The 18,704-nt window shown below is 57.9% G+C and carries 23 protein-coding genes and 1 tRNA gene; 15 read left to right on the top strand and 9 right to left on the bottom strand.

Translation table 11 applies throughout. The annotated features are described in order from the left end of the window. Nucleotides 1-77: 77 nt before the first annotated feature. The 5 genes from QQG91_RS07090 to QQG91_RS07070 form a co-directional block, all read right to left on the bottom strand. Complete coding sequence (locus tag QQG91_RS07090; protein WP_285772266.1) at nucleotides 78-413, bottom strand: DMT family transporter; 336 nt, start codon at nucleotides 411-413, stop codon at nucleotides 78-80. A gap of 6 nt (nucleotides 414-419) precedes the next feature. Further along, complete coding sequence (locus QQG91_RS07085) at nucleotides 420-1,025, bottom strand: YitT family protein (RefSeq protein ID WP_285772265.1); 606 nt, start codon at nucleotides 1,023-1,025, stop codon at nucleotides 420-422. A 103-nt stretch (nucleotides 1,026-1,128) separates the two neighbouring features. After that, nucleotides 1,129-2,082, bottom strand: a complete 954-nt coding sequence (locus tag QQG91_RS07080; RefSeq protein ID WP_285772264.1) for an HD domain-containing protein — start codon at nucleotides 2,080-2,082, stop codon at nucleotides 1,129-1,131. Further along, nucleotides 2,079-2,315, bottom strand: a complete 237-nt coding sequence (locus QQG91_RS07075) for a hypothetical protein (RefSeq protein WP_285772263.1) — start codon at nucleotides 2,313-2,315, stop codon at nucleotides 2,079-2,081. Before QQG91_RS07075 ends, QQG91_RS07080 begins: the two co-directional genes overlap by 4 nt. Nucleotides 2,316-2,317: 2 nt before the next feature. Further along, entirely contained in the window at nucleotides 2,318-2,971 is a 654-nt protein-coding gene (locus tag QQG91_RS07070; RefSeq protein WP_285772262.1) for an alpha/beta hydrolase, read from the bottom strand. Nucleotides 2,972-3,145: 174 nt separating this feature from the next. Between QQG91_RS07070 and iscR the strand changes: the two genes are divergently transcribed. The 10 genes from iscR (at nucleotide 3,146) to QQG91_RS07020 (ending at nucleotide 10,834) form a co-directional block, all read left to right on the top strand. Then, nucleotides 3,146-3,604: a Fe-S cluster assembly transcriptional regulator IscR gene (gene iscR, locus QQG91_RS07065; RefSeq protein ID WP_285772261.1), complete on the top strand. Its 459-nt coding sequence runs from the start codon at nucleotides 3,146-3,148 to the stop codon at nucleotides 3,602-3,604. Then, on the top strand, nucleotides 3,605-4,648 hold the full coding sequence (locus QQG91_RS07060) for a cysteine desulfurase family protein (RefSeq protein ID WP_285772260.1): 1,044 nt from the start codon (nucleotides 3,605-3,607) through the stop codon (nucleotides 4,646-4,648). A 13-nt stretch (nucleotides 4,649-4,661) separates the two neighbouring features. Next, complete coding sequence (gene sufB / locus QQG91_RS07055; RefSeq protein ID WP_285772259.1) at nucleotides 4,662-6,182, top strand: Fe-S cluster assembly protein SufB; 1,521 nt, start codon at nucleotides 4,662-4,664, stop codon at nucleotides 6,180-6,182. Nucleotides 6,183-6,215: 33 nt separating this feature from the next. After that, the gene (locus QQG91_RS07050) at nucleotides 6,216-6,551 is read left to right on the top strand and encodes a DMT family protein (protein WP_285772258.1); all 336 of its coding nucleotides are present in this window, start codon (nucleotides 6,216-6,218) and stop codon (nucleotides 6,549-6,551) included. Nucleotides 6,552-6,555: 4 nt separating this feature from the next. Beyond that, nucleotides 6,556-6,867, top strand: coding sequence for a heavy metal-binding domain-containing protein (locus QQG91_RS07045; RefSeq protein ID WP_285772257.1), 312 nt, complete (start codon nucleotides 6,556-6,558; stop codon nucleotides 6,865-6,867). Between the two features lie 75 nt (nucleotides 6,868-6,942). After that, the gene (gene sufC / locus QQG91_RS07040; RefSeq protein WP_285772256.1) at nucleotides 6,943-7,698 is read left to right on the top strand and encodes a Fe-S cluster assembly ATPase SufC; all 756 of its coding nucleotides are present in this window, start codon (nucleotides 6,943-6,945) and stop codon (nucleotides 7,696-7,698) included. Then, on the top strand, nucleotides 7,698-8,984 hold the full coding sequence (locus QQG91_RS07035) for a SufB/SufD family protein (protein ID WP_285772255.1): 1,287 nt from the start codon (nucleotides 7,698-7,700) through the stop codon (nucleotides 8,982-8,984). The genes sufC and QQG91_RS07035 overlap by 1 nt, the downstream gene beginning before the upstream one ends. Further along, on the top strand, nucleotides 8,984-9,475 hold the full coding sequence (locus QQG91_RS07030; protein ID WP_285772254.1) for a hypothetical protein: 492 nt from the start codon (nucleotides 8,984-8,986) through the stop codon (nucleotides 9,473-9,475). Before QQG91_RS07035 ends, QQG91_RS07030 begins: the two co-directional genes overlap by 1 nt. Next, a complete protein-coding gene (locus QQG91_RS07025; protein ID WP_285772253.1) occupies nucleotides 9,468-10,688 on the top strand; it encodes a cysteine desulfurase in 1,221 nt (406 codons plus the stop codon). The genes QQG91_RS07030 and QQG91_RS07025 overlap by 8 nt, the downstream gene beginning before the upstream one ends. A gap of 69 nt (nucleotides 10,689-10,757) precedes the next feature. Next, nucleotides 10,758-10,834: transfer RNA gene (locus QQG91_RS07020), tRNA-Arg, on the top strand. A gap of 20 nt (nucleotides 10,835-10,854) precedes the next feature. Here QQG91_RS07020 and QQG91_RS07015 read toward each other — a convergent pair. Next, nucleotides 10,855-11,259, bottom strand: coding sequence for a GtrA family protein (locus QQG91_RS07015; RefSeq protein WP_285772252.1), 405 nt, complete (start codon nucleotides 11,257-11,259; stop codon nucleotides 10,855-10,857). A gap of 118 nt (nucleotides 11,260-11,377) precedes the next feature. Next, complete coding sequence (locus tag QQG91_RS07010; RefSeq protein WP_285772251.1) at nucleotides 11,378-11,728, bottom strand: helix-turn-helix domain-containing protein; 351 nt, start codon at nucleotides 11,726-11,728, stop codon at nucleotides 11,378-11,380. Nucleotides 11,729-11,929: 201 nt separating this feature from the next. On the opposite strand from QQG91_RS07010, the gene QQG91_RS07005 reads away from it, so the two are divergent. After that, nucleotides 11,930-12,700: a helix-turn-helix domain-containing protein gene (locus tag QQG91_RS07005; protein ID WP_285772250.1), complete on the top strand. Its 771-nt coding sequence runs from the start codon at nucleotides 11,930-11,932 to the stop codon at nucleotides 12,698-12,700. 45 nt (nucleotides 12,701-12,745) lie between these two features. Here QQG91_RS07005 and mepK read toward each other — a convergent pair whose 3' ends face one another. Beyond that, the gene (gene mepK / locus QQG91_RS07000; protein WP_285772249.1) at nucleotides 12,746-13,315 is read right to left on the bottom strand and encodes a peptidoglycan L,D-endopeptidase MepK; all 570 of its coding nucleotides are present in this window, start codon (nucleotides 13,313-13,315) and stop codon (nucleotides 12,746-12,748) included. A gap of 328 nt (nucleotides 13,316-13,643) precedes the next feature. Between mepK and QQG91_RS06995 the strand changes: the two genes are divergently transcribed. From QQG91_RS06995 to QQG91_RS06980, 4 genes are read left to right on the top strand one after another with little or no spacing between them, the layout of a single operon-like run. Further along, a complete protein-coding gene (locus QQG91_RS06995) occupies nucleotides 13,644-15,254 on the top strand; it encodes a L,D-transpeptidase family protein (RefSeq protein WP_502881593.1) in 1,611 nt (536 codons plus the stop codon). A gap of 27 nt (nucleotides 15,255-15,281) precedes the next feature. Beyond that, complete coding sequence (locus tag QQG91_RS06990) at nucleotides 15,282-16,379, top strand: UDP-3-O-(3-hydroxymyristoyl)glucosamine N-acyltransferase (RefSeq protein WP_285772247.1); 1,098 nt, start codon at nucleotides 15,282-15,284, stop codon at nucleotides 16,377-16,379. A 42-nt stretch (nucleotides 16,380-16,421) separates the two neighbouring features. Continuing rightward, complete coding sequence (locus QQG91_RS06985; RefSeq protein WP_285772329.1) at nucleotides 16,422-16,679, top strand: acyl carrier protein; 258 nt, start codon at nucleotides 16,422-16,424, stop codon at nucleotides 16,677-16,679. 7 nt (nucleotides 16,680-16,686) lie between these two features. After that, on the top strand, nucleotides 16,687-17,898 hold the full coding sequence (locus QQG91_RS06980; RefSeq protein ID WP_285772246.1) for a beta-ketoacyl-[acyl-carrier-protein] synthase family protein: 1,212 nt from the start codon (nucleotides 16,687-16,689) through the stop codon (nucleotides 17,896-17,898). 53 nt (nucleotides 17,899-17,951) lie between these two features. On the opposite strand, the gene QQG91_RS06975 is transcribed toward QQG91_RS06980, so the two are convergent. Beyond that, nucleotides 17,952-18,524, bottom strand: coding sequence for an invasion associated locus B family protein (locus tag QQG91_RS06975; RefSeq protein ID WP_285772245.1), 573 nt, complete (start codon nucleotides 18,522-18,524; stop codon nucleotides 17,952-17,954). Between the last annotated feature and the right edge of the window lie 180 nt (nucleotides 18,525-18,704).

Raw genomic sequence — 18,704 nt, 5'->3', positions numbered from 1 at the left:
CAGCCTTTTTTCGGGATTGGCCGCGCCATACCGTGCAATCGCAGCAAAATCCAGACCTAATGCCGACTTGGGGGCTTTTAGTGTCCCGTCGTGTTCGAAAAGATATTGATCACGAGAATCCCCGCAAGGATAAGCCCAAGGCCGATGACGGCGGGAAGGTCCAGTTTCTGTCCGAAGACAACGAACGCGATGACGGCGACAAGCACGATCCCAAGGCCGGACCAAATGGCGTAGACGATGCCCACAGGCATGAAGCGCACGGCATAGGCCAAGAGCCAGAACGATGCCGCATAGCCGAAGATCACAATGAGGGTCGGCGTCAGCTTGGTGAATTGGTCACTGGCCTTGAGCGCCGAGGTCGCGATGGTCTCGAAGACGATTGCAATCAAAAGAGCGGCAATGTGGAGTTTCATAAAGCCTCACGTAGCAATATAGCGGTCGCGCCGATGGTTTACGGCGATGACGATGTTGACGACGAAAGCGCCGATAAAACTGTAGAAGACAATCAGTGGTTCGCGCAGGAAAAGCGCTGCGATGAAAAGCACTGCATCAAAAAGGAGCTGCGTATAGCCCGCTTTGAAGCCTGTTTTGTCCTGAAGATAGATCGCGACAATTCCGATCCCTCCGAGTGACGCACCGTGCCTGATCAACGCAAGAAGTCCTGTGCCGACAAGCGCGCCGAACAGAAGCGCGCCAAAGATGGGGTCCAGATGCTCAAAGCTGATCCAGCGCGGCATAAAGGTGCTCAAGACTGAGAGGATCGACACCGCAGCAAGGGTCTTGATCGTAAAGACTTTGCCCAAGCGTTTGTAGCCGAGGTAGTAGAACGGAAGATTCACAACAAAGAACACGGGGCCAAAGGACCAACCTGTCGCATAGGAAATCAGAACTGCGAGCCCTGCTGTCTGGCCCGTCACAAGGCCAAGATGGGTCAGGATGATGATCCCGAAGGATGCCATGGTCGTGCCGAAGAGGATACCGAGGGCGTCTTCCTGAAGGGTGTGTTTGGTCGAAGTCGGTGTCATCTTACAATTACGTCTGAATAGCCCCCAATACGGGATGGGGAGCATTTGATCAAATTTTCAGGGACACTTGTCGCTTGCCGCCGTCAAATGCGCAAGACCAATGTTACAGTTGCGCCGCAAACCATGGAAAAATGCGGATGCGCGCGTCGAGATGACGCCAAATCAAGGGCGCTCCGTTCGCCATTTTTTGCCCGACGCGGGCGACGAGTTGGTCGTATGTAACATTGTAATCGACCCAAGTGCCGCCCCCGTTCGCAAGATTGGCGCAAATCGGTGGCACCCGATCAAGAGACTTGGCGAATTGGGCTTCGGGCGTGGTATTGGCTTCGAATTCGGTCCAGAGCGCCCCGAGTTCTGCGCCCTGCGCGGCGGGCAAAAGGCCGAAAATCCGATCCGCAGCGGCCTGTTCCTTTTCCGCCTGTGCCTGTGGATCGCCTGCACCGTGGATCGGGGTGTCACCTGCGTCGATCTCTACGATGTCATGCACCAAGAGCATGCGGACGACATGGAACACATCGACGGGCTCTTTGGCGAAATCTTCGAGCAAAAGCGCATGGAGTGCCACATGAAAGCTGTGTTCAGCCGTGTTTTCATGCCGACTGTCATCATGCAGTCGGGTGGCGCGAAAGACGTCTTTGAGTTTGTCGCATTCGGCGAGAAAATCGCTCTGCTCGATGCTCGCAAGACCGTAATCGGCGTGATCGCGCTTTGCGCCATGGCGGTCGAGATAGACCGACAGCAAGGTCGATCCGAGCGATATGGACTGCGGCGTCAAAACCGGATCAAGCCGAGCGCGACAGCGGGCAGGGAGTTTGCTCTGCCATAGCCCGTCATACCCGAGCCCAAGCAAAATAAAGAGGATCGCACCGTCGACCGTAGCTTTGTCCGCGAGGCGGGGGCCGAGAACGAGCGCGGTGAGCGCACTGTGCCAACGCTGGTCGGCATGGCTTTCAAGGGCGAAAGACCCGAGCCGATGGCTTTGTGCAGGGGTGGATTTGAGCGCGTCTACGTCATCGAGATACTGTAAACTTTCCGCAAGCGCGCTCTGATCCGTCATTCTTTTTTCGCCTGCGCGACTTTGTGCGCTTGCAACCTTTCGGCCAAAAGCGCCTTGGCGCGCTTTTCGGCCCGTCTGACGCGGATGGCGGTCAGATAGGCCTCTTGCAGGGTTTGCGAGGAGGATCCGAGTATTTCGCCGATCTGGGCGACGATTTTGTCGTCGCCCGAGCGCAGTTCGTCCGCAAGCGCGGCCACCGCGATTTCATCGGCCATGTCGTCGAGAAGTCCCATGGTTAGCGCGTATTCTCCGTCAGGCGGCGTTTGACATAGGATTGGACCGTATCGACCATCGTTTCCATATGCGGGTCTTCAAAGAAGTGACCTGCACCTTCGACGACCTCATGGGTGATGGTGATGCCTTTTTGCTCGTGGAGTTTGTTCACGAGGCTTACCGTGTCCGCGGGCGGCGCAACGCGGTCCGCGCTGCCGTTGATGATAAGACCCGAGGACGGGCAGGGCGCAAGGAAGCTGAAGTCATACATATTGGCGGGCGGAGCCACCGAGATGAAGCCCGTAATTTCGGGGCGGCGCATCAAGAGCTGCATGCCGATCCATGCGCCGAACGAGAAACCCGCCACCCAGCAATGCTTGGAGCCGGTGTTCATCGACTGGAGATAATCGAGTGCCGATGCAGCGTCCGAAAGCTCGCCGATGCCCTGATCGTATTCACCTTGGCTTCGACCGACGCCGCGGAAGTTGAAGCGCAGAACCGTGAAGCCCATTTTGTGGAACGCATAGTGCAGGTTGTAGACCACGCGGTTGTTCATGGTGCCGCCGAACTGCGGGTGAGGGTGCAGAACGATCGCAATCGGAGCATCACGGTCTTTTTGCGGATGGTAGCGACCTTCGAGACGGCCCTCGGGGCCAGGGAAAATGACTTCGGGCATAGGTGTCCCTGTTTGTTGTTGGCCATCGAATTCTTGACGAAAATTCTCAGGCACCTTAGAAGTGTTCTAAATCCGCGACGGAAGGCCGTGGACTCGTCGGTTTGAAGTAATGACGCCGAGGCGCGGCGTCAATCTAAATGGGCCTTGTTTTGGCTTTGAATGAAGGGTTTGGACATGAAACTGAGCACGAAAGGCCGTTATGCGATGGTGGCGCTTGCCGATCTGGCATTGCAGCCTCCCGGTTCGCTCGTGACATTGAACGAGGTTTCCAAACGTCAGGATATATCGCTTCCCTATCTGGAACAGCTTTTCGTCAAGCTGCGCCGTGAAGGATTGGTCGAGTCTGTGCGCGGTCCAGGCGGGGGATACAAGCTTGCCAAGCCGCCGTCGGAAATCCGCGTCTCAGAGGTTCTGGGCGCCGTCGATGAAACGGTCAGCGCCATGCACAAAGGGGCAGGCGCTTCGGGCGCGACATCGGGTAGCCGTGCGCAATCCCTCACCAACCGTTTGTGGGAGGGGCTGTCGGCCCATGTCTATGTGTTCCTGCATCAGGCGCGCTTGTCCGATGTCATCGGCAATACGCTCGCGCCTTGTCCTGCGGTGCCTGCACTCTTCGAGGTCGTGGACGAGTAAATGAGCCGATCCTACCTTGACCACAATGCGACAACTCCTCTTCGCGCCGAAGTGCGCGAGGCGATGCTTGCCGCGATGGACATCGTAGGAAATCCGTCGTCGGTGCATACAGAGGGGCGTGCCGCCAAGGCACTCATGGAAAAGGCACGCGGCCAAATCGCCGAAGCGCTTGGCGCCGCTAATGCGGATATCGTTTTCACCTCGGGATCGACAGAGGCGGCGGCTTTGGCGCTATCGGGTCGCGGACTGCATTGCGCAGGCGTGGAACATGACGCCGTGACCAGTTGGTGCGCGGTTGACATCGCGGTGGATGAAAACGGGATCGCAACAGTCGATGCCCCCGAGCACACCGCGCTCCAGCTTGCCAATTCCGAAACGGGCGTTCTTCAAACCCTTCCGCAAGGGCTCGCGGTTTCGGATCTGACCCAGGGTTTCGGCAAAGTGCCTTTTGCCTTCGAGTGGTCGGGCGTCGGCATGGGCTTTGTCTCGGCCCATAAATTCGGCGGACCGCGCGGGATCGGCGCTTTGGTCTTTCCGCAAGGCACCGATGTTGCGGCGCAGCTCAAAGGCGGCGGTCAAGAGCGCGGCTGGCGGGCAGGGACCGAAAACCTTGTCGGTATCGCGGGTTTTGCGGCTGCTGCGGTCGCTGCGCAACAAGATTTGACAAATGGCGTATGGGAACGGGTTGCCGAACTTAGAAATATTCTAGAAAAGGCCATTGAGAACTCCGCACCCGAAACTATTTTTGTCGGGAAAGGGGCTGCGCGGCTCCCGAACACCTCCTGCATGATTACGCGGGGATGGAAGGGAGAGACGCAGGTGATGGTCATGGATCTTGCCGGTTTCGCGATTTCTGCGGGGTCGGCCTGTTCCAGCGGCAAAGTGAAATCCTCGCGCGTGCTGCGCGCAATGGGGTTCGATGAAGAGGCGGCGGGATGCGCGATCCGCGTGTCGCTTGGTCGAGACACAACACAGGACGAAGTTCTGCGGTTCGCAGAGGCTTGGTCCGACAGATATCGAAAGATGCGCGCGCGTGCCGCGTGAAAAGGGGTAGATGATGGCTGCATTGGATAAAATGGACGTAAAAGAAGGTGTTGATCAGGAAACGGTCGACGCGGTCTCCAAACTGTCCGGCACCTACAAATACGGTTGGAACACCGATATCGAGATGGAATACGCGCCCAAGGGCGTGAACGCCGATATCGTCCGCTTGATCAGCGAAAAGAACGAAGAGCCCGAGTGGATGACCGAATGGCGTCTTCAGGCGCTCGAACGCTGGCAAGGCATGGAAGAGCCCAAATGGGCCATGGTCAACTATCCTGAAATCGATTTTCAGGATCAGTATTACTATGCCCGCCCCAAGAGCATGATTGAAAAGCCCAAGTCGCTTGACGACGTGGACCCCAAGCTGCTGGCCACCTATGAGAAGCTCGGTATTCCGCTCAAGGAACAGATGATCCTTGCGGGCGTCGAAGGCGCAGAAGAGGTTCAGGGCGAGCGCAAGGTTGCGGTCGATGCGGTCTTTGACTCGGTGTCGGTCGGCACGACTTTCAAGAAAGAGCTTGAGAAAGCGGGCGTGATCTTCTGCTCGATCTCGGAAGCGATCCGCGAGCACCCCGAACTGGTCAAGAAATACCTCGGTTCGGTCGTGCCCGCGTCCGACAACTTCTACGCCACGCTCAACAGCGCCGTGTTCTCGGACGGATCGTTCGTTTACATCCCGCCGAACACCCGCTGCCCGATGGAACTTTCGACCTATTTCCGGATCAATGCGGAAAACACGGGCCAGTTCGAGCGCACGCTGATCATCGCGGACAAGGGCTCTTATGTGTCCTACCTCGAAGGCTGCACCGCGCCCAAGCGTGACACTGCGCAGCTTCACGCTGCCGTGGTCGAGATCATCCTCGAAGAAGACGCCGAAGTGAAATACTCGACCGTCCAGAACTGGTTCCCCGGTGACGAGAACGGCAAGGGCGGGATCTATAACTTTGTGACCAAGCGCGCCGATTGCCGCGGGGATCGGTCCAAGGTGATGTGGACCCAAGTCGAGACGGGCTCTGCGGTGACGTGGAAATACCCGTCCTGCATCCTTCGTGGCGACGACAGCCAAGGCGAATTCTACTCGATCGCCATTGCCAACAACATGCAACAGGCCGACACGGGCACCAAGATGGTGCATCTTGGAAAGAACACCAAGAGCCGCATCGTCTCCAAGGGTATTTCGGCCGGCAAGGCCCAGAACACCTATCGCGGTCTTGTGTCGATGCACCCCAAGGCCAAGAACAGCCGCAACTATACCCAGTGTGACAGCCTTCTGATCGGCGATAAATGTGGGGCGCACACCGTTCCCTATATCGAGGTCAAGAACAACTCGTCCCGCGTCGAGCACGAGGCCACCACCTCCAAGGTGGATGACGATCAGCTCTTCTATTGCCGTTCGCGCGGCATGGACGAGGAAGAGGCCGTCGCTCTTGTCGTCAACGGTTTCTGCAAAGAGGTGCTTCAGGCGCTCCCGATGGAATTCGCCATGGAAGCGCAACAGCTCGTTGCAATCTCGCTCGAGGGTTCGGTGGGCTGATGCCCCTGCGCCCAGTCATAGGAACCGGCCAAGATGCCTTATGTCGCTCCGATAGCGCTCTTGCTCCTCTCGAACGTCTTTATGACGTTCGCCTGGTATGGGCATCTCAAGTTCAAGGCAGCGCCGTTGCTTGTCGTCATTCTGGCAAGCTGGGGCATTGCGCTGTTCGAGTATTTCCTCGCCGTGCCCGCCAACCGTATCGGCCATCAGGTCTATTCGGCGGCGCAGCTCAAGACCATTCAAGAAGTCATCACGCTGATCATCTTTGTGGGATTTTCGGTGTTTTATCTCAAGGAAAGCGTCAGCTGGATGACGATGGCCGGTTTCGGCTTTATCGCAATCGGCGCGGCGCTCGTATTCAGAGGGTAAGACCATGATCGTAACGACTACTCCGACCGTCGAAGGCTATCAGATCGCCGAATACAAGGGCATCGTCACGGGTGAGGCGATCCTTGGTGCGAACGTGTTCCGCGATATTTTCGCAGGCATCACCGACATCATCGGCGGCCGCTCGGGCGCTTATGAAAAGAGCCTTGCCGAAGCGCGCGAAACCGCGCTCAAGGAAATGGAAGAACGCGCAGCCGATCGCGGTGCGACGGCTGTGGTCGGTGTCGATCTCGATTACGAGGTCATCAACAACATGCTCATGGTGTCCGCATCGGGCACCGCAGTGGTGCTCGGCTAGTCCCGCCACCTGACTTAGGGGCGGCTGCACGCCCATTCAATCAACGGTCGCAGGGGCGATCAACGGAGAAGAATAATGCTGGAAATCAAGAACCTGCACGTCAAACTTGAAGAAGAGGGCAAGGAAATCCTCAAGGGTGTGAACCTGACCATCGGGGCGGGCGAAGTCCATGCGATCATGGGCCCGAACGGATCGGGTAAATCCACCACTTCCTATGTGCTTGCAGGCCGCGAAGGCTATGAGGTGACTGAAGGCTCCGCGACGCTTGATGGCGTCGATATCCTTGCAATGGAGCCCGAAGAGCGCGCGGCGGCGGGTCTGTTCCTTGCGTTCCAGTATCCGGTTGAAATCCCCGGTGTCGGCAACATGACCTTTCTGCGCACCGCAGTGAATGCACAGCGCAAAGCCCGCGGCGAAGAAGAGCTGTCGGCAGCCGATTTCCTCAAGGAAGTGCGCGCAAAGGCCAAAACGCTCAACATCGACGCGGATATGCTCAAGCGCCCCGTTAACGTCGGTTTTTCGGGCGGCGAAAAGAAGCGCAACGAAATCCTCCAGATGGCGATGCTGGAACCCAAGATGTGCATCCTTGACGAGACGGACTCGGGTCTTGACGTCGATGCGATGAAGCTCGTCTCCGAAGGCGTTAATGCGCTGCGCTCCGAAGGTCGTTCGTTCCTTGTCATCACGCACTACCAGCGTCTTCTCGATCACATAAAACCCGATGTCGTGCATATCCTCGCCAATGGCCGTATCGTCAAATCGGGCGGCCCCGAGCTTGCTCTCGAAGTTGAAAACAACGGGTATGCCGATATTCTGGCGGAGGTCGAATAATGGCTCTGCCCAAGATCAAAGCCGACGCGACCGAAGCGCGTCTGTCGGCTCTGACCCTTCCTTCTGGGGCAGAGTGGGCGATCAAAGCACGCAAAGAGGCCTTGGCCCGCGTGGCCGCCATGGGCATTCCTGCGCGCCGCGATGAATATTGGCGCTTTACCAATCCTGCCGATCTGACTGCGCCGAGCGCTCCCAAAGCGGCGGTCTTCGAGAGCGGCGAAGCCCCGACGTTTTCGGGTGTCGAGGCGCTCAAGGTCGTGTTTGTCGACGGCGTTTTCGATGCCGAAGCCTCGGACGATCTGTCGATGGAAGGCGTCGAGATCAGCCGTCTCGCCAGCGCGACGCAACAGGATATCCACTGGGCCAAAGACGTTTATGGCGTTCTTGAGAGCCGTGGCCAGACACCTGTCGAGCGTCCGCTTTCGGCGCTGAACACCGCTTTTGCAACCGACGGTCTTGTGATCCGTGTGACGGGCCAAGCGCCGCGTCCCGTCGCGATCACCTATCTGCACAAGGAAGAAACCTCGGACGCCAATCTCCACCATGTGATCAAGCTTGAAGAGGGGGCGGATTTCACCCTCCTCGAAGCGGGTCCCGCGGCGGCACGTTTCAACAAAGTGACCGAAGTCGAGATTGCGGATAAGGCGTCCTTCCACCACGTGCGCACCCAAGGCCGCGACCACGAGCGCCGCGCGGTAACGGGGCTTTTCGCCCGTCTGGGAACCGAGTCCAAGTTCAAGTCGTTCACGCTCACCGCCAATGGTGTTCTGACCCGCAACGAAGTGGTTCTGGAACTCACCGGCGATGATGCGATTGCCCATGTGGCGGGCGCTTGCGTTGGGGACGGTAAGGACTTCCATCACGACGACACCGTGTTCATCACCCATGATGCCGTAAACTGCGAAAGCCGTCAGGTGTTCAAGAAGGTGCTGCGCAACGGTGCGGTCGGCGTGTTCCAAGGCAAGATCCTTGTCAAAGCGGGGGCACAGAAAACCGATGGCTACCAGATCAGCCAAGGCCTTCTCCTTGACGATGACAGCCAGTTCCTCGCCAAGCCCGAGCTCGAGATTTATGCCGATGACGTCGCCTGTTCGCACGGTTCGACGGTGGGCGCGATCGACGACACGGCGCTCTTCTATCTGCGTTCGCGCGGGGTGCCCGAAAAGGCCGCCAAGAACCTGTTGACGCTCGCCTTCCTTGCCGAAGCGGTTCAGGAAATCGAGGACGAAGGGCTTGCCGAAGAGGTGCTTGCCCGCATGTCCGAATGGCTTGATCGGCACAACTGATGGCCGTCAGCCGCGATATGTTCCGCACATGGCGGCACCCGCGTCTTGTGATGCGGGAGCTGTTGGCGATGGGGCGCCGCGAGGATCGCGCGCTTGCCTTTCTCATGGCGGGCTGCGCGATCACCTTTGTAGCCCAGTGGCCGCGTCTCCAGCGCGAAGCGTTCATGACGGGCGAGGATTTCACCCAGCTCATGTCCTATGATCTGCTTGCGTGGATCTTCATGTGGCCTCTCGTGCTCTATGGGATTGCGGCAATTGCGCATTTGGTTGCCAAACTGTTTCGCGGCAAAGGCACGTTCTACAGTGCGCGGCTTTCGCTGTTCTGGACGCTGCTGTCGACGACCCCGATCATGCTCTTTTACGGTCTGCTGACGGGGCTGAACGGGAATGTAGCCGCGACCCAGATCGTGGGCGCGCTCTGGCTTGTTGCCTTTGTCGTAATCTGGATCGCAACTCTTATCGAAGCCGAGAAGGATGGCGCCGATGTATGATGTCAACGAAATCCGAAAGGACTTTCCGATCCTGTCGCGGCAGGTGAACGGCAAGCCGCTTGTCTATCTCGACAACGGTGCGTCGGCGCAAAAGCCCAAAGTGGTGATCGACGCAGTGACCAAGGCCTATTCCGAGGAATATGCCAACGTGCACCGCGGGTTGCATTTCCTGTCCAACCTTGCGACCGAAAAATACGAGAGCGTGCGCGGCATCGTTGCCAAGTTCCTCAATGCGGCCGATGAGGACGAGATCATTTTCAACTCGGGCACGACCGAGGGCATCAATATGGTCGCTTATGCCTGGGCCGCGCCGCGCCTTCAGGCTGGGGACGAGATCGTTTTGTCGGTCATGGAGCACCACGCGAATATCGTGCCGTGGCATTTCCTGCGCGAACGTCAGGGTGTTGTCCTGAAATGGGTCGATGTGGATGCCAACGGAGACCTTGATCCGCAAGCGGTGATCGATGCGATCGGCCCGAAAACCAAGCTCGTTGCGGTGACACAGTGCTCGAACGTGCTCGGGACCATTGTCGATGTGAAAACCATCTGCCACGCGGCCCGCGCCAAGGGTGTTCCCGTTCTTGTAGACGGAAGCCAAGGCGCGGTTCACATGCCCGTCGATGTTCAGGATATCGGCTGTGACTTCTATCCTATTACGGGTCACAAGCTTTATGGCCCCTCGGGATCGGGTGCGATCTATGTCCGCAAAGAGCGTCAAGCCGAAATGCGCCCGTTCTTTGGTGGCGGGGATATGATCCGCGATGTGACCAAGGACGAGGTGACCTATAACGACGCGCCCCTCAAGTTCGAGGCCGGCACCCCCGGTATCGTCCAGACCATCGGGCTTGGTGTCGCGCTCGACTACCTTATGGCGCTCGGCATGGAGAATGTCGCGGCGCACGAGGCCAAGCTGTGCGCCTATGCTCGCGAGAAATTCGCAGGTCTCAACTGGATGAACATTCAAGGGAATTCGGCCAACAAGGCGGCGATCTTCTCGTTCACGCTTCAGGGTATGGCCCATGCGCATGACATTTCGACCGTGCTCGACAAAAAGGGCGTTGCGGTTCGGGCAGGGACGCATTGCGCAATGCCATTGATGGAGCATATGGGCGTAGGCGCGACCTGTCGCGCGTCTTTCGGGCTCTACAACACCTTGGAAGAGGTGGACAAATTGGTCGAGGCGCTCGAGCTTTGTAACGAGCTCTTTGCCTGAATTTCCGTGTCGCAATGCGTTATTTCGCGTTGCGGCGCGTCTGTGGCAGGGCTATAGAGTCCTCAACACGCACCCATAGCTCAGCTGGATAGAGCGTTGCCCTCCGAAGGCAAAGGCCAGTGGTTCGAATCCACTTGGGTGCGCCATTTCCGTCAATACACCGAGATCAAGGTTTGGGCGCTGCAAAGGCCCAGTATTTCGATGCGACGAACACAACCGCCGCGCCGACACTGATCCCAATCAGAATATAGAACAGATGCTCTGCGCCGAAATAACGGATCAGCGCATAGACCGTGAGCGTATTTGCGGAAAACCCGCTGCCTGCGGTGACGGCATATTTGGGAATGGCGGACCTGTGCGGACGGTCCGAGCGAAAGCTGAACCTGCGATGACCGAAATAGGAAATCACGAAAGACGACGTAAAGCCGAGGCAATTGGCGAGGATCAGACCAAGCCCGAGCGTTTCATGCAGGAACGCCGCGATCAAAAAATGTGACCCCGACGCCACGAGACCGACGATGGTGAACATCGTCGTCGTTCTGGCCATGGATTGCTTGGGGTGGGTGGTCATAGGTCCGTCTCGATGATGCCCGCCCGAAATATCAGACTCCGCCACAGGTGCAATCATCGTTTGGCCAAAGAAAAACACCGCAGCGGGGGCTGCGGCGTTTCTTGTGATGTCGTTCGGCTTAGGCCGGAGCGTGCTCTTCTGCAATGGCAGTGACCATGCGGCACAGCGTTTCTTTGACTTCCTCGCTCTTGAGACGCGAGAGCGCAAAGAAAATACGCTGGGTCTGGTTGTCGAGCGGTGCAACTTCGCCGCCTTCATAGCCTTCGAAGAAATGCGCAACAGGAAGCCCGAGCGCAATCGCTATGTCATGCAGACGGCTTGCAGAGACGCGGTTCTGGCCTGTTTCGTATTTTTGAAGCTGTTGGAACGAACAGCCGATGTGTTTGGCAAGAGCGGATTGGGTCATTCCGCGCATCACGCGAGCATTGCGAATTTGGTTCGCAACATGAAGATCGACCGGATGGGACATAAAGTGCCTCATAAGCTACATTTCCCCTTATTGTGGAAATTTTGCCTTCTTTAACAATTGATTAACGATAATTTGTTCGGTCAAACGGATCATCTGTTAAGGGGTGATTTATCACTCGTCAGGATAGTATGGGATACGTGCGGATAACTTGTTTTGGCCTTGGGAATTTGGGAAAATCCTAACATCCGCTGGAGTTAGATTTTGACAGTTCACCAACCACCAAACCTTTTGTTCGAGATGTTGCGCTCGTTTGTCGAGCTTGCAAACGCGCTCAATCTGTCGCGCGCGACCGAGTTGACGGGGTTGACGCGGCAAACGCTCAAGCGTCACATCAGCAACCTAGAGGAGTTACGCGGCGCTCCGCTCTTCGAGCTTGTCGATCGGCGCTATGTGCTCACCAGCGAGGGTGAGGCCGCTTTGCCCGAAGCCAAGGCGCTCCTCGAAAGAAGCGTGGCTTGGGTCAGAGCCGAGGATCCTTGGGTAGACGGCCTCCAGAAAGTCGAGAGCGCGGATGGTCATTATTCCTCTCGCCAGCTTCCTTTGCGGGCGCTGTGGGAAAACGAAGGCAGCTGCACCGAAGCCTATGATGCGTGGAGCGCGGCGCGTGGTGTTCTTGGCCACAAGGCGCTTGATCGCTTCCGCTCACGTCTTGTCGTGTTCCGTCCGCTCGGAGAGGATTGGGTCTGTGTCTGGCTCGGCGCGCAAAGCGTGCTTGCGGGTCTGATCGGCGAAGTAAGGGCCGCGTCTTCGGTCGGTATGACCTTGGGTCAGATCCTTGATGGCTGCGCCGACGGCGATTTTGTCGAGGACCTGTTTGCAAGCGTGAACAGCGCCAGCGATGTGCGTCTCGACCGTGTTCGGCTGCGCGTGAAATCCAGCGGCGAAAGCGTGGAGTTCATGCGTCTTGCGATGCTGATCCGTTTTCCCGATGGGTCGACGGGTGTCGGCACCTTTTCCGAAGTCCACCAATAAAAAAGCGCCCGATCGGGCGCTCTTTGCGTTCGGATGTGATGGGGATCAGGACCCCCAGGTCCTCACATCGCCGCAGTCCATATGCACAAAGTTGGAACCCGAGTATTTGCCGACGCCGCCCGCAGCGCAGGCTGCAGCGGCGCGCGCCATCTGGCTTACCGAACGGCTTGCCAAACGAAGGTCTGCCGCCTGACCACGCATATGGAGCGAATTGCGGGCCACACCTGAAGATTGGCTGCGCAGCATCGCGTTGGTCTCGGGCGAGCGATAGCCGGACAGGAGCATATAGGGCTCGCTCACATCAAGAAGCGCGTGCGAAGCAGCCATGATGTCGATGGTGCGGGTGTCGATGTTGACGGTTTTGTTGTTCCGCCAGTCCCGCATGAAATGGTTGATCTCTTTGACCGCTTCACCGATGTATTCGCCTTCGATCCAGTAGATCATGTCGATCTTTTCACCGGTGCGGCCCGAATACATTTGAATGCGGCGGATATCGCCAGCGTTGCGCAAGAAGCCAAAAGCATTTGCATAAGTCGGGGCAGCTACAACCGCGGTGGCGGCAAACGCGCCGAGAAGTCCGCGCCGAGTAATGCCCGAAGAGCTGGTTTTGGTCATGATTGCGTCTGTCCCGTCGCTATTATGATCGCCACTCGTAAACGGTGGCTGGTTACCATCTCCCCAGATGTGCGATTTTTATGGCATAGGGTGATTCACGAACCAACCCTTTTTTCTTAAGGTTCTGGTAACCTAGGCAAAAATCGGCGGGTTTTTGCGCAAAGGGTCGCAAGGCGGCCAAGTGAATATGGCGCAGCGGCCCAGAATTTGGGCCTTAGGTGCAACAAAACCACAACAAAAGCGTTTGGAACTCAATTGTGAGTGGACAGGCTGACTCTGGCCGATGGATGTTGGTAAAAACTTGGAAAGATTGGTTTTTGGGGGATTTATGGTGAGTAAGTCTGTGTTCGGGCTACGCGCTTCGGTTGTCGGGCTGTGTTTTTCGATGGCCCTGATCGCAACGGCACCTTCGGCTCAGGCTCAGGTGACCGCGTTCAAGCAGGCTGTCGCCGAGACGGCGTCGAGTGATGCCGATCTTGCCGAGGTCTATCGCGCCCGCGTCTTCGAAGGGATCTGGACCGGCTCCAGCCAAGAGGCACAGACCCGCCGCAACGCCTTGCTCACTGCTTTGGCAGATGCGCATCTGCACGGGCTTCCGCGTGAGCGCTTTTCGCCCGATGCTTTGGTGGCCCGCATCCAGAATGCCAAGACCGCTGCCGAGCTTGGCGCGATGGACGTCGAATTGTCGCGCGCCTTTCTCGATTATGCCCGCGCGATCAACACCGGTCTTTTGAACCCCGGTGATGTTGTGTCCGAAATCAAGCGCGAAGTGCCCGTGCATGACCGCAAGTCTCTCCTTGCCGAGTTTCTTGCCGCACCGTCTCCGACCGGATACCTCCGTGATCTTGCGCCCAAATCCCACGAATACGCCCGATTGCTGCGCCAAAAGTTCGAGCTCGAGAATGTCGTGCTGAATGATGCATGGGGCGGGCCTGTTCCAGTGCGCACCCTGCGTCCGGGCGATCAGGGCGAGGCCGTGATCGCGCTTCGCAACCGTCTGGTGGCAATGGGGTATCTGGAACGCTCGGTGTCGGGGCGCTATGATCCCGCGATGCAATCGGCGGTCCAGCGTGCGCAGGAAGATTTCGGCCTTCCTGCCGACGGCGTTGCAGGAGAGGAGACGATCCGTGCGCTCAACACAACTGCGACCGAGCGGCTCAAGTCGGTTCTTGTGGCGCTCGAGCGCGAGCGCTGGACCAATTTCGAACGGGGCGAGCGTCATATCTGGGTCAATCTGACCGACTTTACCGCGCGGATCGTCGATCATGATATCGTGACCTTTGAAACCGTGGCTGTGATCGGCGCGACATCGGATGACCGTCAAAGCCCCGAGTTTTCGGACGAGATGGAGCATATGGTCATCAACCCGAGCTGGTTCGTGCCGCGCTCGATCATCGTCAACGAATATTTGCCGCAGCTTCGCGCCAATCCGGGCGCAGTGAGCCACCTTCAGGTGGTGGCCTCGAACGGTGCCGTTGTGAGTCGCGATCGTGATTTCTCGGGATACTCCGCGTCCAGCTTCCCGTTTTCGATGCGCCAGCTTCCGGGTCCGGGCAATGCATTGGGAACCGTCAAGTTCCTCTTCCCCAACAAATACAACATTTACCTGCACGACACGCCCGCAAAGTCCCTGTTCCAGCGTCAGGTCAGAGCCTTTAGCCACGGCTGTATCCGTCTGGCCCAGCCGCATGAATTCGCATATGCGCTGCTTGCGGTGCAAACCTCTGATCCTGTGGACTTTTTCCAGTCTCGCCTTCGTACAGGCGCCGAGACCCGCGTCGATCTCGAAAAGCATGTTCCAGTGCACATCGTCTATCGCACGGCCTTTACCAGTGTGACGGGCGAGATGCAGTATCGACCCGACATTTACGGTCGCGACGCACGGATCTGGGAGGCTCTGGCACGCGAAGGGGTGGCGATCGGCGCGGTTCAGGGCTAAATCGTCCCCAAAGACGAAAGGGCCACCATGTCACACAGCGTTCAGGAAATCGCACAGGCTCTTGGGGCCGAATGCTTTGGGGATGTGTCCCTCCGCGTGAGCGGCGCATCAGAGCCTTCGACAGCAGGCAGTTCCGACCTCGCTCTTGCGATGGCACCTGCATACGGCGACCAGCTCAAGCTTGGTCAGGCGCGGGCGGCGGTGGTTTGGCCCGGTGCCGATTGGGAAGCCTTGGGTCTCAAGGCTGCAATCATCGCGCCGCGGGCGCGTCTCGCCATGGCGCGATTGACGCAAATGCTCGACAGCGATGAAGAGATTGCCAAGGGCATCCATTCCACGGCGCTAATCGGTCAAGGCGCGCAGATCGGCGAGGGCGTCGACATCGGTCCCTTTGCCGTGATCGGTGAAGGGGCAGTGATCGGGAAGGGCACCCGCATCGGAGCGCATGTGGTCGTCTCTGGCTCTGCCGTCATCGGCGAGGGGTGTCTCATCCTCGAAGGCGCCAAGATCCGCCGCCGTGTCGTGATGGGGGATCGCTGTATCGTGCACCCCAATGCCGTGATCGGGGGCGACGGGTTCTCCTTCGTCACTGAACAAGAGGCGAATGTAGAGCGGGCGCGATCCTCTATGGGCGAGGAGGGGATCGAAACGCCGAGCGACGGCACATGGCACCGCATCCATTCTCTGGGCGGCGTGGTGATCGGCAATGACTGCGAGATCGGTTGCAACACCACGATCGACGCAGGCACGATCCGTCCGACCCGTATCGGCAATGGCTGCAAGATCGATAACCTTGTTCAGGTCGGGCATAATGTCGTCTTGGGCAACGACTGTCTCTTGGCAGGCAAATCGGGCGTTGCGGGTTCGACCGTTGTGGGCGACCGCGTTGTGGTCGGGGGCGGGGCTCTCATTGCCGACAATCTCAAGGTGGGTTCTGATGTCGTCATTACAGGCAACAGCGGCGTTTCCTCGAATGTGCCTGAAAAACGTGTTATGATGGGCTATCCTGCGGTGCCGATCCAGACGCATGTGGACATGTACAAAGCGCTTCGCCGTTTACCGCGTTTCATGAAGGATTTCACAAATCGTCAAAAAACGGTTTCAAACTCGGACGAGACTTCCTAGATGGCAGGCATGAGCTGCTACGCAACCAAAGTGGGGCACGATATGAGCATTCAGGATAAAGTCATCGCCATCATCGCTGAACAGGCGTTTCTCGAGCCAAGCGATGTGAAACTTGAAAACTCTCTTGAAGAGCTTGGCATCGACAGCATGGGACTTGTCGAATGCATTTTCGCAATCGAAGAAGCCTTTGATATTTCCGTCCCTTTCAATGCCAATGAACCCTCAGCCAGTGACTTCGACATTTCCTCGGTTGCCGCCATTGTGCAGGCAATCGAAGAGCTGATGAAAGAGCAGGTCTGAGCGCCCGATGAAGCGCGTTGTCATTACAGGCGCGGGCACAATCAATCCGCTCGGCGGCACTGTGGCCGCAACCTTCGAGGCAATGCGCGAGGGACGTTCGGGGATCGGACCGCTTGATATTCGCGATGTTGATCGCCTGATGGTCCAGATCGGCGGGCAGGTGCGCGGCTATGACGAGGCAGAGCATTTCAATCGCCAGCAAATCTCGCTCTATGACCGTTTCACCCAATTCACGCTGATTGCTGCCAAAGAAGCCATTGCGCAGGCAGGCATCGATCTTCACGGGGACGAGGCGGACCGCTCGGGCGTGATCCTCGGCACCTCTGGCGGCGGGCTTAATACCCAGGACGAGAATTACCGTGCCGTTTACGAAGAGGGAAAAAACCGAGTTCACCCCTTTATCGTGCCCAAGTTGATGAACAACGCCGCCGCGAGCCATGTCTCGATGGCCTATAACCTCCGCGGTCCCTCGTTCACCGTGGCGACAGCTTGTGCGTCGTCGAACCATGCCATGGGACTTGCCTTTCAGATGGTTCGCTCGGGCGCTGCGCCGATCATGCTTACGGGCGGGTCAGAGGCGATGCTTTGCTTCGGTGGGATCAAGGCGTGGGAAGGGCTGCGCGTCATGTCGCGCGACGCCTGCCGACCGTTTTCGGCCAATCGCAACGGCATGGTTCAGTCCGAAGGCGCAGGGGTCTATGTCTTCGAGGATTATGACCGCGCCCGTGCGCGCGGCGCGAACATCCTCGCGGAAGTCATTGGTTTTGCTATGTCTTCCGATTCGTCCGATATCGTCATGCCCTCCAAGGCGGGCGCGGCGCGAGCGATCTCGGGCGCGCTCAAGGACGCAAAGATCGACAGGAATGCTGTTGGCTATATCAATGCCCACGGCACCGGTACGGCTGCAAATGACAAGACCGAATGCGCAGCGGTGGCCGATGTGTTCGGACCCCATGCGGATCGGTTGATGATCTCCTCGACCAAATCCATGCACGGGCATCTGATCGGCGGTACGGGCGCGGTCGAACTTCTTGCCTGCATCATGGCGCTCAAGGATGGGGTGATTGCCCCGACGATCAATTACGAAGAGCCCGATCCCGAATGTGCGCTTGATGTGGTGCCCAATGTCGCCCGCGAGGCCAAGGTCGAAGTGGTTTTGTCCAATACCTTTGCCTTTGGCGGGTTGAATGCGGTGATTGCGCTTCGCAAAGCGCCCTGAACGCACAAGGCCGCCCCGAGGGACGGCCTTGTGGATCGGTCGGCAGGTGCCGATTACTGTGCGCTCGAAGTCACGACTTTTTCGTAAGCAGCAGTGAAGCCCGAAAGCGACAACGTGAGAACCACAGGCTCGCCCGTCTCGGAGCCCGCAGGAACGAGTTTCACGGTCGCCTTTGCGCCTTTTTGCATCAGGCTGATGTCTTCAGCGGTTACTCCCATGCGCGAAACACAACCCTGAACGTTGCAGAAGGTAAAGTCATAACGGCGCTCTTCACCGCCATCGATCGTCATCGCGATGCCGGCAGGAAGATAGGTTTCAAGCGGCGTGACCATCGTGGCGCCTGCAACAGCTGGTCCCTCTTCGTTGAGGGGGAGCATGGTGAATTCGGCTACGGCGTTTCCGGCGTCATTGAGAAGAAGCTGATAGATCTGGCAGGGATCGGTTCCTTCTTCCGTCTTCAGACAGCGCACGTCCCAATCGCCCGAGGTTTCGCTCACATAAGTTTCACCGACCTGAGGCTCGGCGGTGGCGGCTGCGTCTTGCTCGGCGGTTTGCTCTTGCGCGACGGCCGCGCCCGAGAGGGCGAGCAAAGAGACAACGGAAATGGTTTTAAACATAGAGAACATCAGGCGATCCTGTTGAAGAAAAGTTAGCTGTCCTTAGCACGGTCGAAACCTAATGTCAGTCCCGCTCGGATCACCTTTGCGCGGGAGTTTGCCGAGCACCAGTCAAAAGTAAAACACTGATGCTGAATGAAAAAGGGACCGCAAAGCGATCCCCTTTCCATTTTCTCCCTGTCGGACTTG

The sequence above is a fragment of the Marivivens sp. LCG002 genome (assembly GCF_030264275.1).
Classification (GTDB): Bacteria; Pseudomonadota; Alphaproteobacteria; order Rhodobacterales; family Rhodobacteraceae; genus Marivivens.
The sequence above is the reverse complement of the archived record's forward strand: the minus strand, read 5'-3'. Positions and strand labels throughout refer to the sequence as shown.

Bases quoted from the DNA above. Each gene is read 5' to 3' on its own strand.
- QQG91_RS06995 (WP_502881593.1), top strand. From the start codon at position 13,644: ATGGTGAGTAAGTCTGTGTTCGGGCTACGCGCTTCGGTTGTCGGGCTG.
- QQG91_RS06990 (WP_285772247.1), top strand. From the start codon at position 15,282: ATGTCACACAGCGTTCAGGAAATCGCACAGGCTCTTGGGGCCGAATGC.
- QQG91_RS07075 (WP_285772263.1), bottom strand. From the start codon at position 2,315: ATGGGACTTCTCGACGACATGGCCGATGAAATCGCGGTGGCCGCGCTT.
- QQG91_RS06980 (WP_285772246.1), top strand. From the start codon at position 16,687: ATGAAGCGCGTTGTCATTACAGGCGCGGGCACAATCAATCCGCTCGGC.
- mepK (WP_285772249.1), bottom strand. From the start codon at position 13,315: ATGACCAAAACCAGCTCTTCGGGCATTACTCGGCGCGGACTTCTCGGC.
- QQG91_RS07045 (WP_285772257.1), top strand. From the start codon at position 6,556: ATGATCGTAACGACTACTCCGACCGTCGAAGGCTATCAGATCGCCGAA.
- QQG91_RS07050 (WP_285772258.1), top strand. From the start codon at position 6,216: ATGCCTTATGTCGCTCCGATAGCGCTCTTGCTCCTCTCGAACGTCTTT.
- QQG91_RS07035 (WP_285772255.1), top strand. From the start codon at position 7,698: ATGGCTCTGCCCAAGATCAAAGCCGACGCGACCGAAGCGCGTCTGTCG.
- QQG91_RS07015 (WP_285772252.1), bottom strand. From the start codon at position 11,259: ATGACCACCCACCCCAAGCAATCCATGGCCAGAACGACGACGATGTTC.
- QQG91_RS06985 (WP_285772329.1), top strand. From the start codon at position 16,422: ATGAGCATTCAGGATAAAGTCATCGCCATCATCGCTGAACAGGCGTTT.
- sufC (WP_285772256.1), top strand. From the start codon at position 6,943: ATGCTGGAAATCAAGAACCTGCACGTCAAACTTGAAGAAGAGGGCAAG.
- QQG91_RS07025 (WP_285772253.1), top strand. From the start codon at position 9,468: ATGTATGATGTCAACGAAATCCGAAAGGACTTTCCGATCCTGTCGCGG.
- QQG91_RS07080 (WP_285772264.1), bottom strand. From the start codon at position 2,082: ATGACGGATCAGAGCGCGCTTGCGGAAAGTTTACAGTATCTCGATGAC.
- QQG91_RS07010 (WP_285772251.1), bottom strand. From the start codon at position 11,728: ATGTCCCATCCGGTCGATCTTCATGTTGCGAACCAAATTCGCAATGCT.
- sufB (WP_285772259.1), top strand. From the start codon at position 4,662: ATGGCTGCATTGGATAAAATGGACGTAAAAGAAGGTGTTGATCAGGAA.
- QQG91_RS06975 (WP_285772245.1), bottom strand. From the start codon at position 18,524: ATGTTCTCTATGTTTAAAACCATTTCCGTTGTCTCTTTGCTCGCCCTC.
- QQG91_RS07060 (WP_285772260.1), top strand. From the start codon at position 3,605: ATGAGCCGATCCTACCTTGACCACAATGCGACAACTCCTCTTCGCGCC.
- QQG91_RS07070 (WP_285772262.1), bottom strand. From the start codon at position 2,971: ATGCCCGAAGTCATTTTCCCTGGCCCCGAGGGCCGTCTCGAAGGTCGC.
- QQG91_RS07085 (WP_285772265.1), bottom strand. From the start codon at position 1,025: ATGACACCGACTTCGACCAAACACACCCTTCAGGAAGACGCCCTCGGT.
- iscR (WP_285772261.1), top strand. From the start codon at position 3,146: ATGAAACTGAGCACGAAAGGCCGTTATGCGATGGTGGCGCTTGCCGAT.
- QQG91_RS07030 (WP_285772254.1), top strand. From the start codon at position 8,984: ATGGCCGTCAGCCGCGATATGTTCCGCACATGGCGGCACCCGCGTCTT.
- QQG91_RS07090 (WP_285772266.1), bottom strand. From the start codon at position 413: ATGAAACTCCACATTGCCGCTCTTTTGATTGCAATCGTCTTCGAGACC.